The organism is Limosilactobacillus panis DSM 6035 (assembly GCF_001435935.1).
In the GTDB taxonomy this organism is placed as follows: domain Bacteria; phylum Bacillota; class Bacilli; order Lactobacillales; family Lactobacillaceae; genus Limosilactobacillus; species Limosilactobacillus panis.
Genome location: NZ_AZGM01000044.1, coordinates 1 through 21,107, shown reverse-complemented (window position 1 = coordinate 21,107; position 21,107 = coordinate 1). Strand labels below are relative to the sequence as shown.

The following is a 21,107-nucleotide window of genomic DNA, read 5'->3' as shown; positions in this document are numbered from 1 at the left end:
GACTTACTTTGCTTCGACGGGGGTTATCGAAAAACAAACTAGCAAGCTAGTTCTGTCTCACCCATCAGTGCGGCTCAAGTAATCAACTGAAGCCATCTTGCACACCAGCTAATCATCTTCATACAATTTATTATATCATGGCACACTAATTATTGCTCACTGGAACTTAATCACTCCCGAAAATGTACAATAAAGTGGTGAAAACATCATGAGTCATTTTTGACCATTCATCTTTATAGTACCCAGTAAACACGTTAAATGCCTATTTAAATAGTTACTCAGGTAGTAACCTTAGCACCCTATCCCCTTATCAGGGGTGGGGCGCTTTTTCTGTTGAAGAATTCAATTATAATGCCGATATAAAAGACGAACAACCAATTTTTAAATTTCGCATTAAACTAAAAAAGGACGCCTATTAAGCGTCCCAACCGGTTCGGCTTAAGTAACGGGCTGAAGCCATTTTGCACACCGGCATAATACTCTTGATGTACCTAATTATATCATAAAGGATCCATGATACAATAATTAGGCACACTGTTAGGCGTAACGAACCTACAAGTATGTGCAAGTTGGGAGGTGTCCCAATTGCATCATTGGTGCATAATACTCTTGATTGTGCCTAGTAAGCACGTTAAACGCCTAATTAAGTGGTTACTCAGGTAGTGACCTTAGCGCTCCATCCTTTTTACCGGGGTTAGGGCGCTTTTTCTGTTGAAGAATTCAATTACAATGCCGATAAAAAAAGCGAACAACCAATTTTTAAATTTCGTATTAAACTAAAAAAGGACGCCTATTAAGCGCCCTAACCGGTTCGGAATAAGTAACCAACTGATTCCATTTTGCACTCCGGCTAATCATTATCATAGTTACATTATAGCATGAAATTAGTATGATACAATGAGTAAGCACTCCGGGACTACCAATCCCAAATTGTAAGTGCAACTGGGGGTGAACCCCATGAGCCATATTTGGCTAATCATTATCATTGTGCCTAGTAAGCACGTTAAACACCTAATTAAGTGGTTGCTCGGGTAGTGACCCTAGCGCTCCATCCCCTTTACCCGGGGTTGGGGCGCTTTTTTAGGATTTAAAAAAAGAGGAACGCCCTTATATCAGCGTCCTCCCATTTCACTAGAGCCGTCTGGCAGAGTTGAACTGCCGTGTCACCCTTACCATGGATGTGCTCTACCTATCTGAGCTAAGACGGCACTTAAATTATAACCGAGATCAATTCACCAAGGCAAGGCGGCGCGCAAAAAAGCGACCGTGGAGGATTTCCCCACCGGTCGCCTTGTCCTTATTCAGTAATTACTTCTTATTTTTCTTTGCCAGGAAGGAGTGCCGGACCCCGTATCCAAAGTAGATTACTAGCCCGAGGACGAACCAAATTCCGGCATACAGCTTGGCCTGGTAATCCAGCCCCATGAACACAAACAAGGCGGCCAGAAAGCCAAGTGCGGGCATCACTGGGTAGAACGGCATCTTAAAGGATGGATCCGCGATGTCCTTACCTTCCCGCTTCCGTAGGGCATAAATTCCCAGGGATACAAACATGAAGGCAATCAAAGTCCCTGCAGAAACCAGCTGAGATAAGAAGGCAAACGGGAAGAAGGCAGCAATCACAATGGCCACAATCGTCAGTGTCAAGAGGGCCCGGTTTGGCCGGCCGGCCTTATCCAATTTACCAATCCACTTCGGCAGCATTCCGTCACGACCGAATGAGTAGATCAACCGAGAACCAGCTAAGCTCATCCCAATCAGGGCGGTAAACATCCCCACAACGGCAATTGACTGAACAACCACGGCCACGCCACCGTGACCAGCGGCCCGCAGTGCTAACCCAACTGGTTCGGCACTGTTAGCGTACTTACTGTAAGGGAGAACTCCCATCAAAACCATGGCAACGGAAACGAAGAGGACCACGGCAATCAGCAAGGAACCCAGGATCCCCCGTGGCATCGTCTTTTGTGGGTTGATGGCTTCTGCCGAGTTAGCGGCAATCGAATCAAAACCGATGTAGGAGAGGAAAATCATCGAGACACCAGCATAAATCCCTTGCCAGCCACCAAACGGACCGTTAGCCGTTTCGTGGTACTTCGGGATAAATGGTACGTAGTTGCTGGTCTTAATAGCGGTCAGCCCCACAACAACGAAGAGTAGGATGGCGAAAACCTTTAAACAGACCAAGAGGGTTTCCACCCGGGCGGCCTTAGAAGCCCCGTGGGCAATCAGGATGGCCACCAGGGCAATAACAACCACTGAAATCAGATCAACGACCCCACCTTCAGTCCCAAAGGCATTGGATAAAGACGCCGGCAGCTTGATTCCCGCCGGGGCAAGTAGGGCCCGTAAGTTGGCTGAGAGCCCGGCCCCAACGAAGGCTAGGGCAATAAAGTATTCTGCTAGCAGGGCCCATCCAGCGATCCAGCCGAAGAACTCCCCAAAGACAACGTTAATCCAAGAATACGCGGACCCGGCAAATGGCATGGCCGCCGCCATTTCAGCGTAAGCAAATGCCACCAGACCGGCAACAACGGCAGCAACGACAAATGAGATAGCTACCGCTGGCCCCGTATGCATCGCTGCCACTTCACCGGGAAGAGTAAAAATGGAAGCCGACACAATCGTCCCCACACCGAGGGCGAGGAAGTCCCGAACCTTTAATGATCGCACTAAGTGGCTATCTTTATTTTCGTAAACGCGCGGGTCTTCTTTTCGCGTGATTGTTTTCCAAAAACTCATGACTCTTCCTCCTTTAATTAAAAATGTATTAGAATTATAAGAAAAGCTTTAATTTATTTTACCAACCGTTCTGCCCATGGTCAAATATTAATTTTATTTGTAAGCCTTTTCGCTTAATAACAGGGTCCTAATAATATTTTGCGGAAGCCCAGCAGACCGGCAACCAGGCCCTAATGAATAAAAAATTAATTTTCATTGGTAAAATTACTAATAATTCACTAATTTGAGGGGTAAACTGGGACTAGTTAGTTCGTTTGGAGTGATTTTTAATGCTTAACAATCAAGAAATTTATGACGCAATTAAGACGATGCGGCACGAGTACCCTGATGCCGGGACCACCCTCTATGCCGACACCCACTTCCACTTCCTTTTGGCCGTCATCCTCAGTGCCCAGTCTACTGACCAGTCCGTCAATAACCTGACACCAGCCCTGTTTGACCGCTTCCCAACTCCCCAGGACCTGGCAGCTGCTGAACCAGGTGATGTCGAGCCCTACATCCAACGGCTGGGCCTCTACCATAACAAGGCCAAGTACCTGGTTAACTGTTCACGGAAGCTCGTCACCGACTTTAATGGTAAAGTTCCCCGAACCCTGAAGGAGTTGACCTCCCTACCCGGGGTCGGACGTAAGGTGGCCAACGTCGTAATGGCCGAGTGTTTCGCCATCCCCGCCTTTCCGGTCGATACCCACGTTAGCCGGGTGGCCCGCCGACTGGCCATGGTCCCGCCCAAGGCCACTGTTTTAGCGATTGAGAAACGATTGCGTGAGGCCGTCCCTAAAGAAAAATGGCTGGACGCCCACCACAGCATGATTTTCTGGGGCCGCTACCGGTGTATGGCGAGAAAACCCCGCTGTAACGATTGTCCACTCCTTCCCATCTGCGTAACCGGACAACAAAACGTGATCTAAGAAGTTTATCCGCCGATCTTCTCCTTTATCTGAAAAAGAACTATAATGAAGTTGTTAGCGCTTACATACTTGATAATTATTTAGGAAGGCGAAGATTATGGCTAAAGTATATCTATCGGCAAAACTACCAACGGTGGCAACGGAGCTTTTGCAGAAGGCGGGAATTGACTTTGCGGTTTACGATGGTGACGGTTTGATCACCACCGCTGAATTGATCAAGAACGTTCATGACTGCCAAGTTCTCATCACCCCGCTCTCTACCCAGGTCAACCAAGCGGTTATCAACGCTGCCCCCCAGCTCAAATTGATTGCCAACTTCGGGGCCGGTTTCAATAACATTGACGTTAAGTACGCCCGTGAACGGGGAATTGATGTTACGAATACCCCGTTTGTTTCATCGACCGCCACGGCGGAAGTTGCTTGCGGCTTAATAATCGCCCTGATGCGGCGGATCGTTGAAGGTGACCACCGGATGCGGACAATCGGTTTTGATGGCTGGGCACCACTCTTCTTCCTGGGCCCTGAACTTGCCGGCAAGACCCTCGGCATCGTTGGTCTGGGCAGCATTGGTCAGGCGGTTGCCAAGCGGATGCACGCTTTTAACATGAAGGTTATTTACACCCAACGGCATCAGGCAAGTCCAGCAGTGGAGGCCGCTTGTTCTGCAGGCTATGTCAGCCTAGACGAATTGCTCAAGCAGGCCGACGTGGTTACCCTCCACTGCCCACTCACTGATGAAACGCACCACATGATCGATAGCGCCCAGCTGGCGGAAATGAAGAAGACCGCCGTCCTCGTCAACTGCGCCCGGGGCCCCGTCATTAATGAAGCAGCTGTCCTCACAGCATTGCAGAAGAAAGACATTGCCGGTGCCGCGCTCGATGTTTACGAGCGGGAACCAGAAGTCGATGACCAGTACAAGAAGCTTAATAACGTTATCTTGACGCCCCACATCGGGAACGCCTCAATCGAAGCCCGGGATGCAATGGGCAAGATTGTGGCCAACAACGCGATTGCGGCAATCAAAGGAACGACGATTAAGTACATCATTAATTAATTTAGGATTTTAAAAAGACCACGGTTGAGAAATTTCTCGACTGTGGTCTTTTCTATTATAAAGCTGTCCGAATTCCCATGACGATGATGAAAACTCCCATGAAAAGCTTAACTATGCGGGCCCGGTTCGGCTTAGCCGTCATCCACAGGACCACCGGCGGCGCCAAGAAGGCCCCTACCAGTGACCCAGCGATTAGGCCCCCCGCGGCGTGCCAATCAATGTTGCCCCCACTGATGTGCAGGAGGGCGCCGACAATCGACATCCCCACTAAAACGTAGGATGAGGTGGCGGACGCTTCGGCCATCGAGGCCCCCAAAAGAAGGAGACCGGTGGTGATTGGGCCCCCACCACTCAGACCAGCGATACCAACCATCAGGCCCCCCATAATGCCGTAGAGGACACTCGCGGTTTTTGCCGACACCCGGCCCGCCTGCTTGTTGTCGGTCTGCCGGTAAACCTTGTAAATCAGCTGGGCCCCGAGAAAGGCCAGAATCGCCCCAATGATAATTTTATAAACCCTTTCCGGGAAGAAGGGCGAGATGAAGAAGCCAACAAAGATGCTAGGAATGGCGGCAATCATCATCCGGTTGCCCAGACTGAAGTCAATCAGCCCGCGGCGGTAGTAGGACCAGGATCCCATGATTAGGGCCGGAAGTGAGGTGACGATTGACGTCGCGGCTGCAGCACCCGGTGATAGTTGAAAAATCGCTGTCAAGACACCAAGGTAGATTGCGCCGCCCCCGCCACCAAGCGAGATCACAAAGATACCGACCGCTAAGCCGACAATTACCATCAATAGTATGTTCCCCACAATTGGGTCCCCTCCTTATGCGCTTTGTTTCCGTAAGCGCTGTAATCCAAAGGTGATGATGAACGATCCCATCAAGAAAACGATGACAATCCAGTACGGGTACTGGTAGTTGATATCCAGCAGGGCCCCCGAAATTAACGGGCCAATGATGTTACCGACACTAGTCAGCGACATGTTGACCCCGTTTAGCAGGCCCTGGTTATCCTTACTCATCTTCGTCAGTAGGGTCGTGATTGCCGGCCGTAACATGTCGAAGGCCTCAAAGACGACCAGGGTGGCCACGATCAGTTGCCAGTGGGAGTGGTCGTAGATAACGAAGACCGTTCCGATGGCGCTGGCGAAGAAGCAGTAACGGATCACCCGAATTTCACCCCACCATTGTACCATCCGGTCAAAGAAGAAGACCTGGAGGATCAAGGAGATGATTCCGTTCAACGTCAAGACGAGGGCGATGGACTGAAGGTCAAAGTTGTGGACCTCGTTAACGTACAGGCTATAAATGCTCTCGAAGCCCGCCAGGCCAAATGCCATGATGAAGATCATCAAAAACAAAGTGATCATCACCGGGGAAAGGAGCTTTTTGACCTGCGCCCAGCCCCCAGACAGAAGGTCGCCTTCCGGGTTTTCGGTCGTGCTCTGGAAACGCTCGTCGCTATCGCTCGGTAGCAAGGACATGGCGACAAGGGTACTGACGATGCCCAGGATGCCGGCAACCCAGAAGGGAAACTTGTAATTAATGTTAGCCAGGATGCCACCGAGGCCGGGTCCCAAGATCAGACCGCCGCTAAAGGCCGCCGATAACCAGCCAATTACCTTAGCCCGATCCTTAACGCTCGTCAGGTCCGCCGCCAAGGCCATTGAGGTGGGCACGAACATCGCTGCCGACAGGCCGTCAACCGCCCGGGAGACGTTGAAGAGCCAGAGCTGGTTGGCCAGGGCAAAGACAAATTCTGCAAGGGAGAAAATCAGCAGTCCCCACACCAGCATTGGCTTCCGGCCCATCTTGTCAGAAACCCGCCCGACTACTGGGGAAGCGACGAATTGGACAAAGGCAAAGAGTGACGACATAACCCCCATGTCGAAGGCGGAAAAATGGTACTCATTCTTGATAAACGGCATTACCGGGAAAATCAGGCTCATCCCCAAGCAGATCAGGAATTCGCAGAAGATCACCACGGCAATGATTTTCTTCACTTCTCTTGTCATCTATAATGTTTCCTTTCATTGGTAGTGAGACAAAAGAAAAGCGGTGTCGAATGAACGACGCCACTTTCCGTGTGTTTAATGATTAGTGTAACATTATCGACCCTACTGCGCTAGTTTTAGGCCTTCTTGTTGGCTTCCAGACTTTCCTGGTACTTTTCCTTGATGAAGTTAGCGGAAGTCTGCAGCTTGTCAAGTTCTTCATCAGTCAAGTGGAGTTGTACCTGTTCTTCAATCCCGTTGCGGCCAACAACTGCGGGGTATGAAAGGTAGCAGTCGTATTCTTCACGGAAGTTGGAAACCGGCATAACGGTGTGGGCATCGGAAAGGATGGTGTTAACCAGGCGAACAGCCGCAGTGGCAACCCCATAGCTGGTGTACTTCTTACCGGAGAAGACTTTCCAGCCCCCCATCCGGGCTTCGTGGTCCAGTTCGTCCAGGTCTAAGCCGCGCTTATTGGCCAGTTCAGTGATTGGTTGTTCTAGAACACGGACCGTGGACCAGGCCGTAAATTGTGAGTTCCCATGTTCACCAAGGTTGTAGCCCTCAACGGAACGGGGGTCAACGTTAAGGCGACTGGCCACGGCACGCTTCATCCGGGCGGAGTCAAGCAGGGTCCCGGTACCAATTACCTGGTTCTTTGGTAGGCCAGTTACGGATTGGTAAATGGAGGTGATAACGTCAACGGGGTTGGTAATGGCAACGATCTTGCCGTTGAAGCAACTCTCCTTAATCTTTTCGGCAACCTTTGGCACCGCGTCCCGGGTAAATGGCAGTTCCGCGAAACGATCGGCGTCCGGGTTGTCCTGGAGCTTGATGTTCCCCAGAGCAGAGACGATGACGTCGGTATCCTTTAATTGTCCGTAGTCATTGACGTAAATGTTGGTGTGGTGAAGGAGGTTGGCCATGGCGTCCTCAAAGTCCAAGGCATCGGCGTTAACCTTCTTTTCATTGGTGTCAATTAAAACCAGGTCGTCAGCGAAACCATTAGCAACGATGTAATGCGCCACCGTTGAACCAACGTGTCCCATCCCAATTACGGCAACCTTTCGTGTCATTATTAAGACCCCTTTCATTAATCTCAGATGTGATTATTTCTCATTAGATTTTAATATAGCATACTAGGTTCGTATTAGCTAGGGAATTTTAAAAAAACCTGGTGGGACTCCAAGAAGGGCCCCACCAGGTAAAAGCGGTTAGTTAAATTTTATTTTCAAGTTTAGGCGTCTTCGCCGGCAACCTTAACGATGGCCTTGGAGATGTTACCAAGCTTCCCACTTACGAAGTCTTCAACGTGGGCGAAGTCCAAAACGTTGGAAATCAGTGGTAGTGGGTCAACATCGCCGGATTGCAGCAGGGCGATTGAATCTTCGAAGGTGTATGGGTTAATGAAGGAACCTTGGATGTGCAGTTGCTTCTGGTAAACCTTGTAAGTATTAACCTTGAATTCGGAGTCAGGGTTACCAACACCGAACATCAGGACTTGACCACCACGACGAGCAGCTTCAACGGCTTGTTCCTGAGTCTTTGGCAGACCAACGGCTTCAACGACAATGTCGTAGCTGTCGGGCTTGATAGCGTCTGGTTCCTTGATATTGTTGATGGTCTTGAAGCCAAAGTGCTTCTTGTTGTTTTCCAGCTTCTCATCAACGGTCCCGGCTAAGGTAACTTCCTTAACACCACGGGACTTCAAAATTTGGGCAATCAGTTGACCTTCGAAACCATCACCGATAATCAAAGTGGTTTGGTATGGGTGAGTTTCCAGCAGGTCAACACCGTGGGCAGCACAGGAAATTGGTTCAATAACCGCAGCGGCTTCCAAGGAAACGTTGTCCGGAACGTGGTAAACAACTTCTTCAGGGGCAGTGAAGAATTCAGCGAAGCCACCATCACGGGTAACACCAACGGCATCCAGGTGTTCACAAAGTTCTGGACGAGAAGTCCGGCAGTAGAAGCACTTGTGGCAGTAAATGTTCGGGTCAACGCTTACCCGGTCGCCAACCTTGAAGTCTTGAACATCGCTACCAACGGCGGCAATTACACCGGAGTTTTCGTGCCCTAAAACAATCGGTGGAACAGCGTCAGCGGAACCTGGCAGACCATTGTAGAGGGCCTTATCAGTCCCACAAATACCGGCCCAAGCGGTGTGAACCAGGACTTCATTTGGCTTAACTTCTGGCTTCTTGTAGTCGTTTTCGACCTCTAACTTCTTAACACCTGTCATAACTAATGCTTTCATGATTTTTTTCTCCTTAAATTGATGGTGGCTTTTAACCCTTTACGACTTCACAGAATTCAATGGTTTCATCGTTTGGCCCCACGATGTTGAAGTACTTAATGCCGTGCTTCCAGTAGTCAAGGTGTTGGACTTCATCTTCCTTGATGTTAAAACCCTCTTCCTTAGCAGCCTTGTAAGCACCATCGGCATCTTCAACGTTCAGTGAGATGTGGTTGATGGCCCCGGTCTTGTGAACAGCACCATCACTGTCCCAGATTTCGAGCATCAAGTGGGCGAACTTCATGAAGACCACTTGGTGTCCCTGGTCATCGGTGTCAAATTCCCCTTGCTTCTTGAAACCTAACTTTTCCCAAAAAGCAATTGTCTTCTTCAGATCATCAGTTGGGATTCCCACATGTGCGATATCATCAAAATAACCGGCAAGACTCTTATTAAATGCCATTGCACGACGCCTCCTTGAAATTTGCTTATTTCCTTTTGACAACTATTATGATAGGGCTTACATTTTTATCTGTCAACCGGTTAACACCTGCGAAAACGTTTGACAATGTGGCATGTTAAGCGGTTACCATATCAAAAAGCGGTAGCTCTTCCATTCGGAGAGTAAGGGACTGCCGCCATCACTTTTTGCCTTTTACTAGTAAAAAAATTTTTTAACTTTTTTCAGGAGGTAGCAAAATAAGCGACCAACGAAAATCTTCACTGGTCGCTTATTGAAATCATGCCGTTGTTCCGTGAATCAGCTTAACCGGTAGCTGGACTGAATTAGTGGTCTTCTTACCATCGATCTGGTCCTGGAGGAGTTGGACCGCCGCGGTGGCCATCTGCTGGATAGGCTGCTGGATGGTCGTCAATTCCGGCAGGAGTGTCCGGGTCATGTTGGCTCCGTCAAAGCCGACCACCTTAAGGTCTTCGGGAACTCGCCGGCCCCGTTTCCGGGCCACCTGCATGATCAGACTGGCGTTCGTGTCGTTATCGGCGAATACCCCGTCAACTTCCGGGTGCTCATCAAAGAGGCGGTAGAAGATTTTGATCTTCTCCGCGGTCGAACTATCAAAACTAACTTCATATGTGTACATTGGCAAGCCATGCCTGCGCATCAGCTCTTCATAGGCCCGCCGCCGTTCCATGTTTGGTGATGCCAGGTCGTGCGGGTAGTTGGTGTGGATAATGTGCTGGCAGCCATCATCCAGCAGCTGCTGGGTCGCCAAGACACCGCCAGCATAGTTGTCCGCAGCCACAACCGGGATGTCCTTAGAGACCAACCGTTCAATGGAAACCACCGGTAGCTGAATATTACGGTACTGCTCGATGCCCTCGTTGTGGGCCCCGACAATTAGGCCATCCACCTGGCCGTTCAGTAGTTGGCGGAGGTAGGCCCGCTCACGGTCCGGGTTATTTTGGCTGTTCCCCATCAGTACCCGGTAGCCCCGCTTGTACAGTTCATGGTCCAGGCAGGCTTCCAGCTGGCCGAAGAACGGGTTGTCGACGGTGGGAAAGACCAAGCCCACCAGGTTAGTCCGCTGCTGGTAAAGCTGGCGGGCAATGATATTGGGCCGGTAGTGAAGCTCCTGCATTGCCTTATGGACCTTATCAATCGTTGCCTGGCTCAAATAACCCCGGTTGTTGAGAACCCGGGAAACGGTGGTCTTTGAGACCCCGGCGACCGCCGCTACATCTTCTAATTTTACTGCTTGTTTTTTCATAAAACCTATTTCAGTCCCCAATTATATTTACTTAGTATTATACCGCTTCCAGTGGAAGAAAAAATTAAAAAAGCTGTTGACAAAAATGAGAATGCCATTATAATTAGTGACAACAAATTAATCGAACGTTAAAACATGTTGAAAGGCAGAGTAAGTGCTCAAGCTTTTTAGAGAGCTGCTGGTTGGTGGAAAGCAGTAAGTGGCCGCACCGAAGATGGGCCTGGAATGGTACCGGTGATTATTAGCCGGTAACGGGTTAGCACACGTTAATTGTGCTGGGTAATTCTAATTATTTTGTTAGAGTAACCCACTGAGGCTGAGTCAGTGATGACCCAGCGAACAAAGGTGGTAACGCGAAGCACTCGTCCTTTATTGATTGGGACGGGTGCTTTTTCTGTTCTAACGTTCGGTTAATCGCAATTATTCATAAGGATTGAAAGGGAGTATTTACTATGAAGAGAAGAAAGAAAAGAAACGCAATTATCTGGGCAGTCGTTGTTGTTGTAATCCTAATCGCCGGTTACTTCAGCTTTGTCCGACCCCACCAACAAGCTGCCAAGACGGTGACGGTCGGGATCATGGCTAGTTCCAAGGCCGACGACAAGATTTGGAACTCCGTCGCCAAGACCGCTAAAGACAAGTATGGGGTCACGGTCAAGTTCCGCCGGTTCACCGATTACAACCAGCCAAACAAGGCCCTGCAAAACGGTGACGTTGACCTGAACGCCTTCCAACACAAGCTCTTCTTGAAGTCATGGAATAAGGCCCACCACACCGACATCGTGTCCGACGGTGATACCTTCATCACCCCAATCCGGGTCTACTCCAACAAGTACAAGAACATTAAGGACCTGCCAGACGGGGCAACCGTTGCGGTACCAAATGACGCCACTAACGAATCTCGGGCCCTGTACGCATTAAAGAATGCCGGTCTCTTCAAGCTTAAGAAAGGCACCGACCTGGCCACAGTATCATCCATCACTGACAACAAGAAGAACATCAAAATCAAGGAAATCGCTGCTGACCAAACGGCCCGGACCTTAGACGACGTTGATGCCGCCGTGGTCAACACCAACTACGCCCAAGCAGCCGGCCTGAACTACAAGAAGGCCATCTTCGTTGAACCACTCAACAAGGATTCCGCACAATGGGTCAACATCATTGCCGTTAAGAAGCAGAACAAGAACAACAAGGCCTACAAGGACGTTGTTAAGGCTTACCAAACTGAAAAGACCAAGCACCTGATCAAGAAGTACTACGGTTCATCTGAATTACCAGCATGGGACCGGAATTTTAACAAGTAGGAGGAGCGAGTATGGCGAAACCAATTATTGACTTAGCAAACATTAACGTCACCTTTAAGCAGGGCAAGGAAGTTGTCCACGCCGTCAAGGATGTGTCGTTATCAATTGAAAAAGGTGATATTTACGGGATCGTCGGTTACTCAGGTGCCGGAAAGTCAACCCTGGTCCGGACAATCAACCTCCTGCAGAAGCCGACGGACGGTTCCGTCACCATCGACGGTGAATCCTTCTTCAAGGACCACCAGCAGCAGTTAAGCAACAAGGAACTCCAGGAGAAGCGGCGAAACATCGGGATGATCTTCCAACACTTCAACCTATTAAACGAAACGACAGTCATCGAAAACGTCCTCTTTGCCTTGAAGCACAGCAAACTGGATGACGATGCCCAAGAAAAGAAGGCCCTGGAACTACTCGAACTGGTTGGGCTCAAGGACAAGGCGGACTTTTATCCCGTCCAGCTCTCCGGTGGTGAACAGCAGCGGGTTTCCATCGCCCGGGCACTGGCCAACGACCCAGAAATTTTGATTTCTGACGAAGCCACCTCGGCCCTGGACCCACAAAACACCAACCAGATTCTCGACCTGCTCAAGCAGATTAACGATAAGCTCGACCTGACTGTTGTCCTGATCACCCACGAGATGGACGCCGTCAAGCGGGTCGCCAACAAGATCGCCGTCATGGAACACGGCCAGATCATCGAACGGGGCCCACTGCAAAAGGTCTTCTTACAACCACAGCAAGAATTGACCCGCCAGTTTGTCGGGGGCTCCCTCGCCGCGGTTGACACCCTGAGGGCCTTCAACCTCGACCACCTGGCAGACGACGAGGAGCTCTTCCAGCTGGTTTACAACGGCAATAACGTCACGAAGTCAATTATCATCGCCCTCTACAAGGAACTCGGGGTTGAAGCAAGTATGCTTTACGGGAACATTGAAATTCTTGGCGGTGAACCAGTCGGTACCCTCTTCGTTGTGGTGAAGGGGGACGACAAGCAACGGCAAGCGGCCGTTAAGTTCTTAGAAGATAATAAAGTTACTGTAACCAAGATTGATGAAAGGAGGATTTGGAATGAGTAGTTTTTTACCAAACGTCGTACAACTAGGCTGGGGCGGTGACAATGGCTGGGGAACCTCCATTATCCAGACCATCTACATGACCGTTTGGCCGGCCATCATTGGGGGCCTGATTGGTCTAATCTTCGGGATCGCCCTCGTGGTCACCGAACCCGGTGGAATCTTGGAAAACAAGGTTCTCTACAGCATCTGTGATAAGATTGTCTCGGTTTTCCGGGCCATCCCGTTCATCATCCTGCTGGCCTTCATCGCACCAGTCACCCAGGCCATCGTTGGTACCCAGATTGGGACCACGGCCGCCCTGGTGCCCCTGTCCATCGGTTTCTTCGCCTTCTACGCACGACAAGTGCAAGTGGCACTGAAGAGTGTTGACCAGGGAAAGATTGAAGCCGCCCAGGCTATCGGTTCTACTAACAAGGACATCATCTTTGACGTCTACCTGCGGGAATCCCGCTCCGAACTGATCCGGGTCTCCACCGTTTCATTGATTAGCCTGGTCAGCCTGACCGCAATGGCCGGGGCAATTGGTGCCGGTGGTTTAGGTAACACCGCCATTTCATACGGTTACGACCGTTTCAACAACGACGTCACCCTGGTGGCAACGTTGCTAGTCCTCCTCTTCGTGCTGATCATCCAAGTGATCGGTGACTTACTCGCTAAGAAGTTAAACCACCAAGATCGTTAATATATAGGGGGAATTTTCATGGAAGCCAGTCCAGAAGTTAAGCTATTACAAGATTTGATTCAAATTCATTCCACCAATGGTAACGAGGTTGAAGTGGCCAAGTACTTGCAAAAGCTACTGGCCGCGCACGGAATTACCGCCACGGTTGACGAATTTGGCGACCGCCGGGCTGACCTGACCGCGCAAGTCGGGGCGGGCACGGACAAACGAATTCTGGGACTGACGGGGCACATGGACACGGTTGCCGTCAGCGACACCAAGAGCTGGCACCATGACCCCTTCGCCGGCAGCATCGTTGGCGACAAAATCTACGGGCGGGGCGCCGCCGACATGAAGAGTGGCCTCGCCGCCCAGGTCCTGGCGCTAATCAAGCTCAAGGAAGCTGACCGCTTACCGGCGGGCACGGTTAAGTTAATCGCCACTGCTGGTGAGGAACTGGGAACGCCCGGGGCCTTCCGCCTGGCCAAACAAGGGGTGGCTGACGACTTGGATGCCCTCGTGGTTGGGGAACCAACCGGGGGTAACGTCATCTTCGCCCATTCCGGAAGTTTGAACTACTCAGTTGAAAGTATTGGTAAGTCCGCCCACAGTTCCATGCCGGCCCGCGGGGTCAACGCCATCACGGGCCTGTTAAAGTACGTGGAAGCGGAAAGTCACCTCTTTGACGATGCCCCGGAGGATCCCTACCTGGGAAAGGTCCAACACAGCGTGACCGTCATTGAAGGTGGGGACCAGATCAACACCATCCCCGACCACGCTAAACTGGAGGGCAATATCCGGCCAACGGCGGCCTTTAATAACCAGGCCGTTGCCGACCGATTGAACGCGGCGATCGATAAGATCAACCACCAAACGCCCTACCAGTTGAAACTGGACATTTTCTGGGACTACCACCCCATCAGTACGGACCCGGCAAGTGACTTTGTCCAGTCGGCCCTCGGGTTTGCTAAGCAGCACTACCCCCACCCCGTCAAGACGGACATCATCAACGGGGCGACGGATGCCAGCGTCTTCACGGTTGACCGCCCCGACCTGCCGGTAATCGTCCTCGGGAGTGACGCCTGGGATGAGGCCCACCAGACGGACGAGTTTACCACCATTCCGAGTTTCCTGGCGACCATCCAAACCTACCAAGACATCATTGTTAATTTCTTTAAGTAAGCGCCCAACCGCCAGCTGGTCTTAACGATCACTGGCGGTTTTTCTTATGGGTGGATTCCTTGGGCCCGTAGCAAAGGCTAATTCAGGCCATGCTCACTGTTTAACAATAATTTTGATTTAACTTTTACTTCATCACCTTCTTCCTTAATTAAGTTAAGTATGCTCAGCGATTCGCTTAATAATAAAAAGAAAATGATGGGCAATTTCTTAATTTTATATAAGCAAATGGTAAGTAAAATGAGCGTTTTGCTTAGTGAAAAATCACCCAATTATTATCTCTCATCCCCGCCATCGTTGCTATAATAAGGGTGTAAAGAAATGATATAAAAAATATGAAAGGGTGTTTAACCATGATGTCAGCTTTAAGTAACGCAATTGCTGTTGTAAGTTTTCTCGGAATCCTGATTGCCTCTGCCGCGGGGATGTTTATGGGTAAACCTCAACACTAATTATTAATTGCAATTATTCATTATAAAGAAGCGACCGGAGAACATTTTCTTCGGCCGCTTCTTTTGTTATCTTATTCAAATAGTGATTGGTACTCCCCGTACCCGGCTTCCGCCAGTTTAGCCGCGGGGATGAAACGGAGGGCCGCCGAATTAATGCAATAGCGCAGGCCACCCCGGTCGACGGGCCCGTCCGTGAAAACGTGGCCGAGGTGGGAGTTGGCCTTTTGGCTGCGGACCTCCGTCCGTTCCATGCCAAAGGACTGGTCGCTTTTTTCCCTAACCACCCGCTTGGCAATCGGCTTAGTAAAGGCCGGCCAGCCACAGCCAGAATCGTACTTATCGAGTGAGGAAAAGAGTGGCTCCCCACTGACCACGTCGACGTAGATACCCGGCTCATCGAAGTGGTCATACTTCCCGGTAAACGGGCGTTCCGTCGCCGCCTCCTGGGTCACGGCATACTGAATTGGTGAAAGTTTCTTCTTTAATTCTTCATTATTCATGATCAGGCCCCCTTCTCTTTAGTGACCTGATCATACCATAGCTAGTGGTGAAAAGCCGAGATAATGCTTAAAAGGACAAGTTAACAGGAATCCTGCTGACTTGCCCCTTTTACTTATTTTCTCTTTTTCAACTGCTTCCGGTACTGCTCGCGGGTCAAGGTGACCTGGTTGTCATCAGCCGCACCCTTTTTGGGGGGTACCGGCTTCTTTTTCCGGTCCGCCTTTTCATCCTGCTGGCTGGACTTGCGAATCACGTCGGCCTGCCACTGGCTGGCCTTTTGAGCAGCCTGGTTATTCTTCCCACTGACAAAGTCATCCATCGTTGGGAAGTATATCGTGGCGGCGCTCCCCGGCAGCTTAACCGCGTTCGGGTCGACCTTCTTCTTCGGTACTGGGGTCGCCGATGGCGGTTCGGTGGTTTCCTTAACGGCCGCCTTCCCGACTGGCTGGGCCATCAACTTAGCCATCTGTTTAACGTTTGCCAGGTTCCGGCGGGCATTTTCATAGTTGGCCTTCATTACCGCAAGCAGTGGCGATTTCTCGTCCTCTGCTGACTGCTGGGCATGCTCGTATTGCTGCTTGGCGTCAGCAAGATTTTTTTCTGCAGTTTTTAAAAGTTCATCCGTACTACTCATACTACAAACCTACTTCCCCATTTTTACTTACTCCTTATTATAGGGCAGAAGACTGCGCAAGTCGAACCGGCAGCCGGCCCCCAGATGTGATAAACTCAATTATGAGTAAACATAAGGAGATATGGAAATGTTATTCTTTCTAAACGATGGCATTCAAACCAACATGTCGGGAATCGAACATGCCCAGATCCAGCGTCTGCACCTGTTCGAGCACTTCAAAGAACCGGCAAAGATTGTCACCCGGCAGTACTCAAATGAGCTGCACATGGTGACCAACGCTGCCGGAATCAAAGATGAAAACTTTGTCAACATGTATGACTTCTTCCAGGACGCCCGCGAGGTCCCTACCAAGGACGTCACCATCAAGAACATCCAGATTGATTCCAGCTGGCGACGGCAGGCCGACGGAATCAACTACAACTACTACCGTAACGGTCACCGAATCATGTACATTCGCCGCCGCAACGATGACAAGAAGCACATCATCAACCTCCAGTACTTCGACCACTTCGGTAAGCTCCTCAAGGTGACCTGGTACGATAACCGGGGCTTTATCTCCGTCGAACACCTCTATGACTGGTCCAACAAGGTCACGACTGAGAACTACTTCACCCCGGCCGGCAAATTAGCCCTCCAGGTGAACAACCAGACCGATAAGCGTGGCAAAGATTCTAAGAGCTTCCACCTCTTTGACTTCCGCGGCCACGACTACCAGTTCAACGGCTTCGACGCCCTCACGGCTTTCTTCCTCGACCAGCTGGTCACGGATAAGGAAATCTGCGGTGACGGTCCCGTCGGCTTGGTTACCGACCGGGTGTACGAAATTGGCTGGTCCGTCCTCCATATGAAGCACCGGGTTCCCCGTTACATGCAATTGCACAATGACCACGTCAACGACAACAACAACATCCTCCACTCGGCCTTGAACTTCAACTACGAGTGGGGGCTCAACCACCTGACCGACTTGGACGGGGTAATCGCCCTGACTCCTCAGCAACAAGACGATGTTAAGGCCCGCTACGCTAAAACTGGCGTCCCAGTCTTCCGGGTTCCGGGACCAATTGTCACCAGCGATATTCTTAACCGGCCGCACGTCCCGTTTGAGAAGCGTCACAAGCACGAGGTTGTCACCGTCGCCCGGCTCTCCCCCGAAAAGCAGCAGGAACACCTCATTGCTGCTTGGCCAAAGGTCCTAAAGGCCGTGCCGGATGCCCAACTCAACCTGTGGGGCTATGCTAACGATAACTATGATAAGAAGCTCCGCAAGCAGGTAAAGGGCCTCGGCCTCGAAAGCAGCGTCCACTTCAAGGGCTACACGAATGACGTTGCCGACGTTGACGACCACGCCCAACTAATGGTCCTGCCAAGTCGGGTTGAGGGTCTGCCCCTCACCCTGGTGGAAGCGGCAGCCCATGGGCTGCCAGCCATCGCCAACGACATCAAGTACGGGCCGAGTGACGTCATCATTGACGGTCAAGACGGCCTGCTGACCAAGAACGGCGATATCGATGGTTTGGCCAAGGCAATCATCAGCCTCTTAACTGACCAGGACCGCCTGGCCAAGATGAGCGCTAACGCTTACAAGGACTGCAAGCTTTACTCCGAACCGAGTGTAATGAAGCTATGGCAAAAGATTCTTGATAACATGAACGAAAAGGAGGCCAAGTAACCGTGTTCTTCTTTGTAAACCAGTACCTGCTCAGTAGTAATTCCAGTATTGAGCACGCCGAAATCAAGCGGCTGAAGCTCTTTAAGGAGCACAAGACAGCTGCCAAATTGGTGACCCGGGACTTCGATAATATCATCCACGCTACTCTGGGGCGGTTCGGCCTCAGTGACGACCAGCTGGTCAACATGTTTGACTTCTTCGCCGGCACGACCGACTACCAGGGCCACAACCTCCACACCAAGGACCTTAACTTGCCGATCGACTACCAGGTCAGCAGCGGGTCCAGCTCCCGGACGGTCAAGGATGGTGACCGCCTGGTTGCCGAAGTTTTCTTCATCGGTGGTACCTACGGCCTGGTAGACCATGTCGACTATTACGATGCGGCGGGTAACATCAACCTGCGTGCGAAGTACGATATCCGGGGATTCAAGGCCGTTGATATCTTCTTCGGCAAAAACAACCGGCCTTACTACGAACGCTACTACCGGCCGGACGGTAGTAATTACATGGAGCGCTACTACGTCCAATCCACCGAGGACACACCGATTAACTCCCTGAACGTCCTCAAGAACTATCAGGGCAAGGACCGCTTCTTCGACGACTTTGATAGTCTTTTTGCCTTCTTCCTCAAGGAGCTAAATGACCAGATTGCCGGGACTAACACCTTCATCGCTGACCGGCCAGCCGTGTCCATCAAACCGGTCCAGCAGCTGGGCAAGCGGGCGCGGAAGTTCCTCTGGCTGCCAATCAGCCATATTGACGATGGCCAGGACCTGATCAACGGGCCGTTGAATGGCTTCCTTAATGATCCTTTGACTAAGGATCGCAGTAAGTGGGACGGCATCATTGTTATGACGGCCATGCAGGCGGCGGTCCTACAGCAACGGCTGGGCAAGGGCACCCCAATCTACATGATTAACGGTTCCCTGGTTCACCAGGCAAGCAAGCGGGTACCAATGGAGGACCGAACACCAAACCAGCTAATCTACGTTGGTCGGCTGGGGAGTGACAAGGGAACTGACCTGCTAATCAAGCTCTTTGCCAAGGTTCACCAGGCCATCCGGGACAGCAAGTTAACCTTCTACGGTTACGGGTCAAATGAAGATACCAAAAACTACCAGGACCTGGTTAAAAAGCTCAAGCTGGAAAAGGCCGTCACCTTCGCCGGTTACCAACCGAAGCTGGATGACGTCTACAACCAGGCCCAGCTCTTTGTTGATCCGGGTCGGCTCGACGGTCAGCCACTGGCGATGGCGGAGGCATTAGCCCACGGGGTTCCAGTTATCAGTTTCAACTACCTGTACGGACCGAGCGAGTTCGTCAAGGACGGGGTCAATGGTCAACTGATCCGGTTGGATAATATGGACAAGATGCCGGCAACGATTATTGACCTTTTGAAGAGCCCGGCAAAGCTCCAGCAGCTCAGTACGGGGGCGTACGAGAACTGCCAGGCATTTGATGCCGATCATACCTGGGTGCAATGGCAAGCAATCATGAATAAGTAATCACCACTTCGGCGGCAAAAAGGCGCATGACAACTAGTCACGCGCCTTTTTGAATCCTCCCACCACAAGAGATTGATGTTCTTAGAGTCTAGCAACCCAATTATGTGGCAACTTAAAGATCCCTCAATATCAATCCCTAGTCCGCCAAAATAAAATTGTAAACAAAAAGGCCCGTTGAGAAAATTAATCCTCAACGGGCTTTGTGCTTAGTTAATGGCTAAGCTTTTTATTGTCCGAACATAATCTTTGACTCTAAGCTATAAAACTAATTAAGTTAAATTAGAATTCACGCTTCTTAGCAGCAAGGCCAAGGCCGAACATTGCAGCAGCAGCACCAAGGGCAACGACAGCAGCACTGTTTTCGTTACCAGTTTGGGCCAGGGTAGCGTTGTTCTTCTTGGCAGTTGCTACAGTAGCAGCAGGGTCCTTAGCAGCAGCGCCGTTGTTAACAGCACCATTGTTAGCACCGCCGTTTACAACACCGTTGTTGGTGTTGTTATTGTTGTTACCGTTGTTGCCATTGTTGTTTTGGCTCCAGTCAATGTTCTTCAGTAAGTCTTGGGCTTGTTGAAGAAGTTGGGAAGCCTTAGCAGCGTTAGCAGCAGCTTGGGCGTCAGCAGCAGCCTTGTTAGCCTTTACCAGGGCGTCAGAAGCAGTGGTGTAGGTTTGGCCAGCAGCGTTAGCCTTTTGTTGAGCAGCAACGGCAGCGGAGTTAGCAACTTCAGCAGCGCTCTTAGCAGCGGAGTAAGCAGCAGTAGCGCTAGTAACGTTAGCGGAAGCACTGGCAAGGGTAGCGTTAGCGTTGCTCAAGTTTTGAGAAGCGGTAGCAGTGTTGTCAGTGATTTGCTTAGCTTGGCTAGTCAGTTGGTTAGCTTCGGAAACCGCAGCCTTAGGCTCAGTGGTGTTGCTGGAAGCAGGAACAGGGTTTTCAGCGTCGCTCTTAACAGCAGCGGAGTTAGTAGCAATAGCGCTGGAGTTAGCAGCGTTAGCACTAGTAACCTTAGCATTAGCGTCAGAAGCTACATCAGAGGTAGCGTTAGAAGTAGCACCAGAGGTAGCAGTAGAAGTAGCACCAGAGGTAGCAGCAGAACCGTTGTTAGCGTCGCTAGCAGTAGAGGTTGCAGTAATAGCTGCACCAGAAGTAGCATCGGCGGAAGCGGTATTGTTGACGTTAGACAGAGTCAAGCCAGCCAAAACGGCGGTAGTAGCAAGGCCAGCAAAGACGATGTTCTTCTTAGCCTCGTACATCTTATAATGCAATGCATTATTCTTCATAAAAGAATCCCCCTATAAAAAAATAAAATAATTAAGTATATATAGCCCAGAAATCAATTATGTTCGATTAGATAGTAGAATCTGAAACTTGAAAGCTAATAATCACGCCAAAGGCGTGTGGTTATCGGCTTTTTTGGCAAAAAAATAAACGCAAGCTCTCCTGCGTTGTATACTTTAGTCGA

Annotated in this window: 18 protein-coding genes, 1 tRNA gene and 1 other annotated feature; of the genes, 8 read left to right on the top strand and 11 right to left on the bottom strand. The window is 50.6% G+C overall.

Features of this window, described 5'->3' with window-relative positions:
- Positions 1-1,135: 1,135 nt before the first annotated feature.
- A tRNA-Thr gene (locus FD32_RS03280) sits at positions 1,136-1,208 on the bottom strand.
- A 100-nt stretch (positions 1,209-1,308) separates the two neighbouring features.
- Positions 1,309-2,742 carry an APC family permease gene (locus FD32_RS03275; protein ID WP_047768637.1) on the bottom strand — a complete coding sequence of 478 codons (1,434 nt, stop codon included), beginning with the start codon at positions 2,740-2,742 and terminating at the stop codon, positions 1,309-1,311.
- A gap of 269 nt (positions 2,743-3,011) precedes the next feature.
- Here FD32_RS03275 and nth point away from each other — a divergent pair, with 269 nt between their 5' ends.
- The gene (gene nth / locus FD32_RS03270; RefSeq protein ID WP_047768640.1) at positions 3,012-3,653 is read left to right on the top strand and encodes an endonuclease III; all 642 of its coding nucleotides are present in this window, start codon (positions 3,012-3,014) and stop codon (positions 3,651-3,653) included.
- A gap of 97 nt (positions 3,654-3,750) precedes the next feature.
- The gene (locus tag FD32_RS03265) at positions 3,751-4,710 is read left to right on the top strand and encodes a 2-hydroxyacid dehydrogenase family protein (protein WP_047768641.1); all 960 of its coding nucleotides are present in this window, start codon (positions 3,751-3,753) and stop codon (positions 4,708-4,710) included.
- A gap of 55 nt (positions 4,711-4,765) precedes the next feature.
- Here FD32_RS03265 and FD32_RS03260 read toward each other — a convergent pair whose 3' ends face one another.
- From FD32_RS03260 to FD32_RS03235, 6 genes are all read right to left on the bottom strand, one after another.
- On the bottom strand, positions 4,766-5,521 hold the full coding sequence (locus tag FD32_RS03260) for a sulfite exporter TauE/SafE family protein (RefSeq protein ID WP_047768644.1): 756 nt from the start codon (positions 5,519-5,521) through the stop codon (positions 4,766-4,768).
- A gap of 15 nt (positions 5,522-5,536) precedes the next feature.
- Positions 5,537-6,727: an MFS transporter gene (locus tag FD32_RS03255; RefSeq protein WP_047768646.1), complete on the bottom strand. Its 1,191-nt coding sequence runs from the start codon at positions 6,725-6,727 to the stop codon at positions 5,537-5,539.
- Between the two features lie 116 nt (positions 6,728-6,843).
- Positions 6,844-7,782: an L-lactate dehydrogenase gene (locus FD32_RS03250; protein ID WP_047768648.1), complete on the bottom strand. Its 939-nt coding sequence runs from the start codon at positions 7,780-7,782 to the stop codon at positions 6,844-6,846.
- Between the two features lie 161 nt (positions 7,783-7,943).
- The gene (locus FD32_RS03245) at positions 7,944-8,963 is read right to left on the bottom strand and encodes a zinc-dependent alcohol dehydrogenase family protein (protein ID WP_047768650.1); all 1,020 of its coding nucleotides are present in this window, start codon (positions 8,961-8,963) and stop codon (positions 7,944-7,946) included.
- A gap of 31 nt (positions 8,964-8,994) precedes the next feature.
- Complete coding sequence (locus FD32_RS03240) at positions 8,995-9,405, bottom strand: VOC family protein (protein WP_047768652.1); 411 nt, start codon at positions 9,403-9,405, stop codon at positions 8,995-8,997.
- A gap of 277 nt (positions 9,406-9,682) precedes the next feature.
- Positions 9,683-10,669: a LacI family DNA-binding transcriptional regulator gene (locus FD32_RS03235; protein ID WP_047768654.1), complete on the bottom strand. Its 987-nt coding sequence runs from the start codon at positions 10,667-10,669 to the stop codon at positions 9,683-9,685.
- A gap of 129 nt (positions 10,670-10,798) precedes the next feature.
- Positions 10,799-11,042 (top strand) — a binding site (T-box leader).
- 79 nt (positions 11,043-11,121) lie between these two features.
- On the opposite strand from FD32_RS03235, the gene FD32_RS03230 reads away from it, so the two are divergent.
- From FD32_RS03230 to FD32_RS03215, 4 genes are read left to right on the top strand one after another with little or no spacing between them, the layout of a single operon-like run.
- On the top strand, positions 11,122-11,973 hold the full coding sequence (locus FD32_RS03230) for a MetQ/NlpA family ABC transporter substrate-binding protein (protein ID WP_056962108.1): 852 nt from the start codon (positions 11,122-11,124) through the stop codon (positions 11,971-11,973).
- A gap of 11 nt (positions 11,974-11,984) precedes the next feature.
- Positions 11,985-13,049: a methionine ABC transporter ATP-binding protein gene (locus FD32_RS03225; RefSeq protein ID WP_047768658.1), complete on the top strand. Its 1,065-nt coding sequence runs from the start codon at positions 11,985-11,987 to the stop codon at positions 13,047-13,049.
- Positions 13,042-13,731 carry a methionine ABC transporter permease gene (locus tag FD32_RS03220; protein ID WP_047768660.1) on the top strand — a complete coding sequence of 230 codons (690 nt, stop codon included), beginning with the start codon at positions 13,042-13,044 and terminating at the stop codon, positions 13,729-13,731. The genes FD32_RS03225 and FD32_RS03220 overlap by 8 nt, the downstream gene beginning before the upstream one ends.
- Before the next feature lie 18 nt (positions 13,732-13,749).
- On the top strand, positions 13,750-14,892 hold the full coding sequence (locus FD32_RS03215; RefSeq protein WP_047768662.1) for an ArgE/DapE family deacylase: 1,143 nt from the start codon (positions 13,750-13,752) through the stop codon (positions 14,890-14,892).
- Between the two features lie 520 nt (positions 14,893-15,412).
- Here the strand turns inward: FD32_RS03215 and msrB are convergent.
- Together msrB and FD32_RS03205 are read right to left on the bottom strand one after the other, a co-directional pair.
- Complete coding sequence (gene msrB / locus FD32_RS03210; RefSeq protein ID WP_047768666.1) at positions 15,413-15,841, bottom strand: peptide-methionine (R)-S-oxide reductase MsrB; 429 nt, start codon at positions 15,839-15,841, stop codon at positions 15,413-15,415.
- Positions 15,842-15,954: 113 nt separating this feature from the next.
- Positions 15,955-16,476: a hypothetical protein gene (locus FD32_RS03205; protein ID WP_047768668.1), complete on the bottom strand. Its 522-nt coding sequence runs from the start codon at positions 16,474-16,476 to the stop codon at positions 15,955-15,957.
- Positions 16,477-16,603: 127 nt separating this feature from the next.
- Between FD32_RS03205 and FD32_RS03200 the strand changes: the two genes are divergently transcribed.
- The gene (locus FD32_RS03200) at positions 16,604-18,145 is read left to right on the top strand and encodes a glycosyltransferase (protein WP_047768670.1); all 1,542 of its coding nucleotides are present in this window, start codon (positions 16,604-16,606) and stop codon (positions 18,143-18,145) included.
- Between the two features lie 2 nt (positions 18,146-18,147).
- The gene (gene asp1, locus FD32_RS03195) at positions 18,148-19,650 is read left to right on the top strand and encodes an accessory Sec system glycosyltransferase Asp1 (RefSeq protein WP_047768672.1); all 1,503 of its coding nucleotides are present in this window, start codon (positions 18,148-18,150) and stop codon (positions 19,648-19,650) included.
- Between the two features lie 279 nt (positions 19,651-19,929).
- Here the strand turns inward: asp1 and FD32_RS03190 are convergent, their stop codons facing one another.
- Positions 19,930-20,925, bottom strand: a complete 996-nt coding sequence (locus tag FD32_RS03190) for a KxYKxGKxW signal peptide domain-containing protein (protein WP_047768674.1) — start codon at positions 20,923-20,925, stop codon at positions 19,930-19,932.
- Positions 20,926-21,107: the final 182 nt, after the last annotated feature.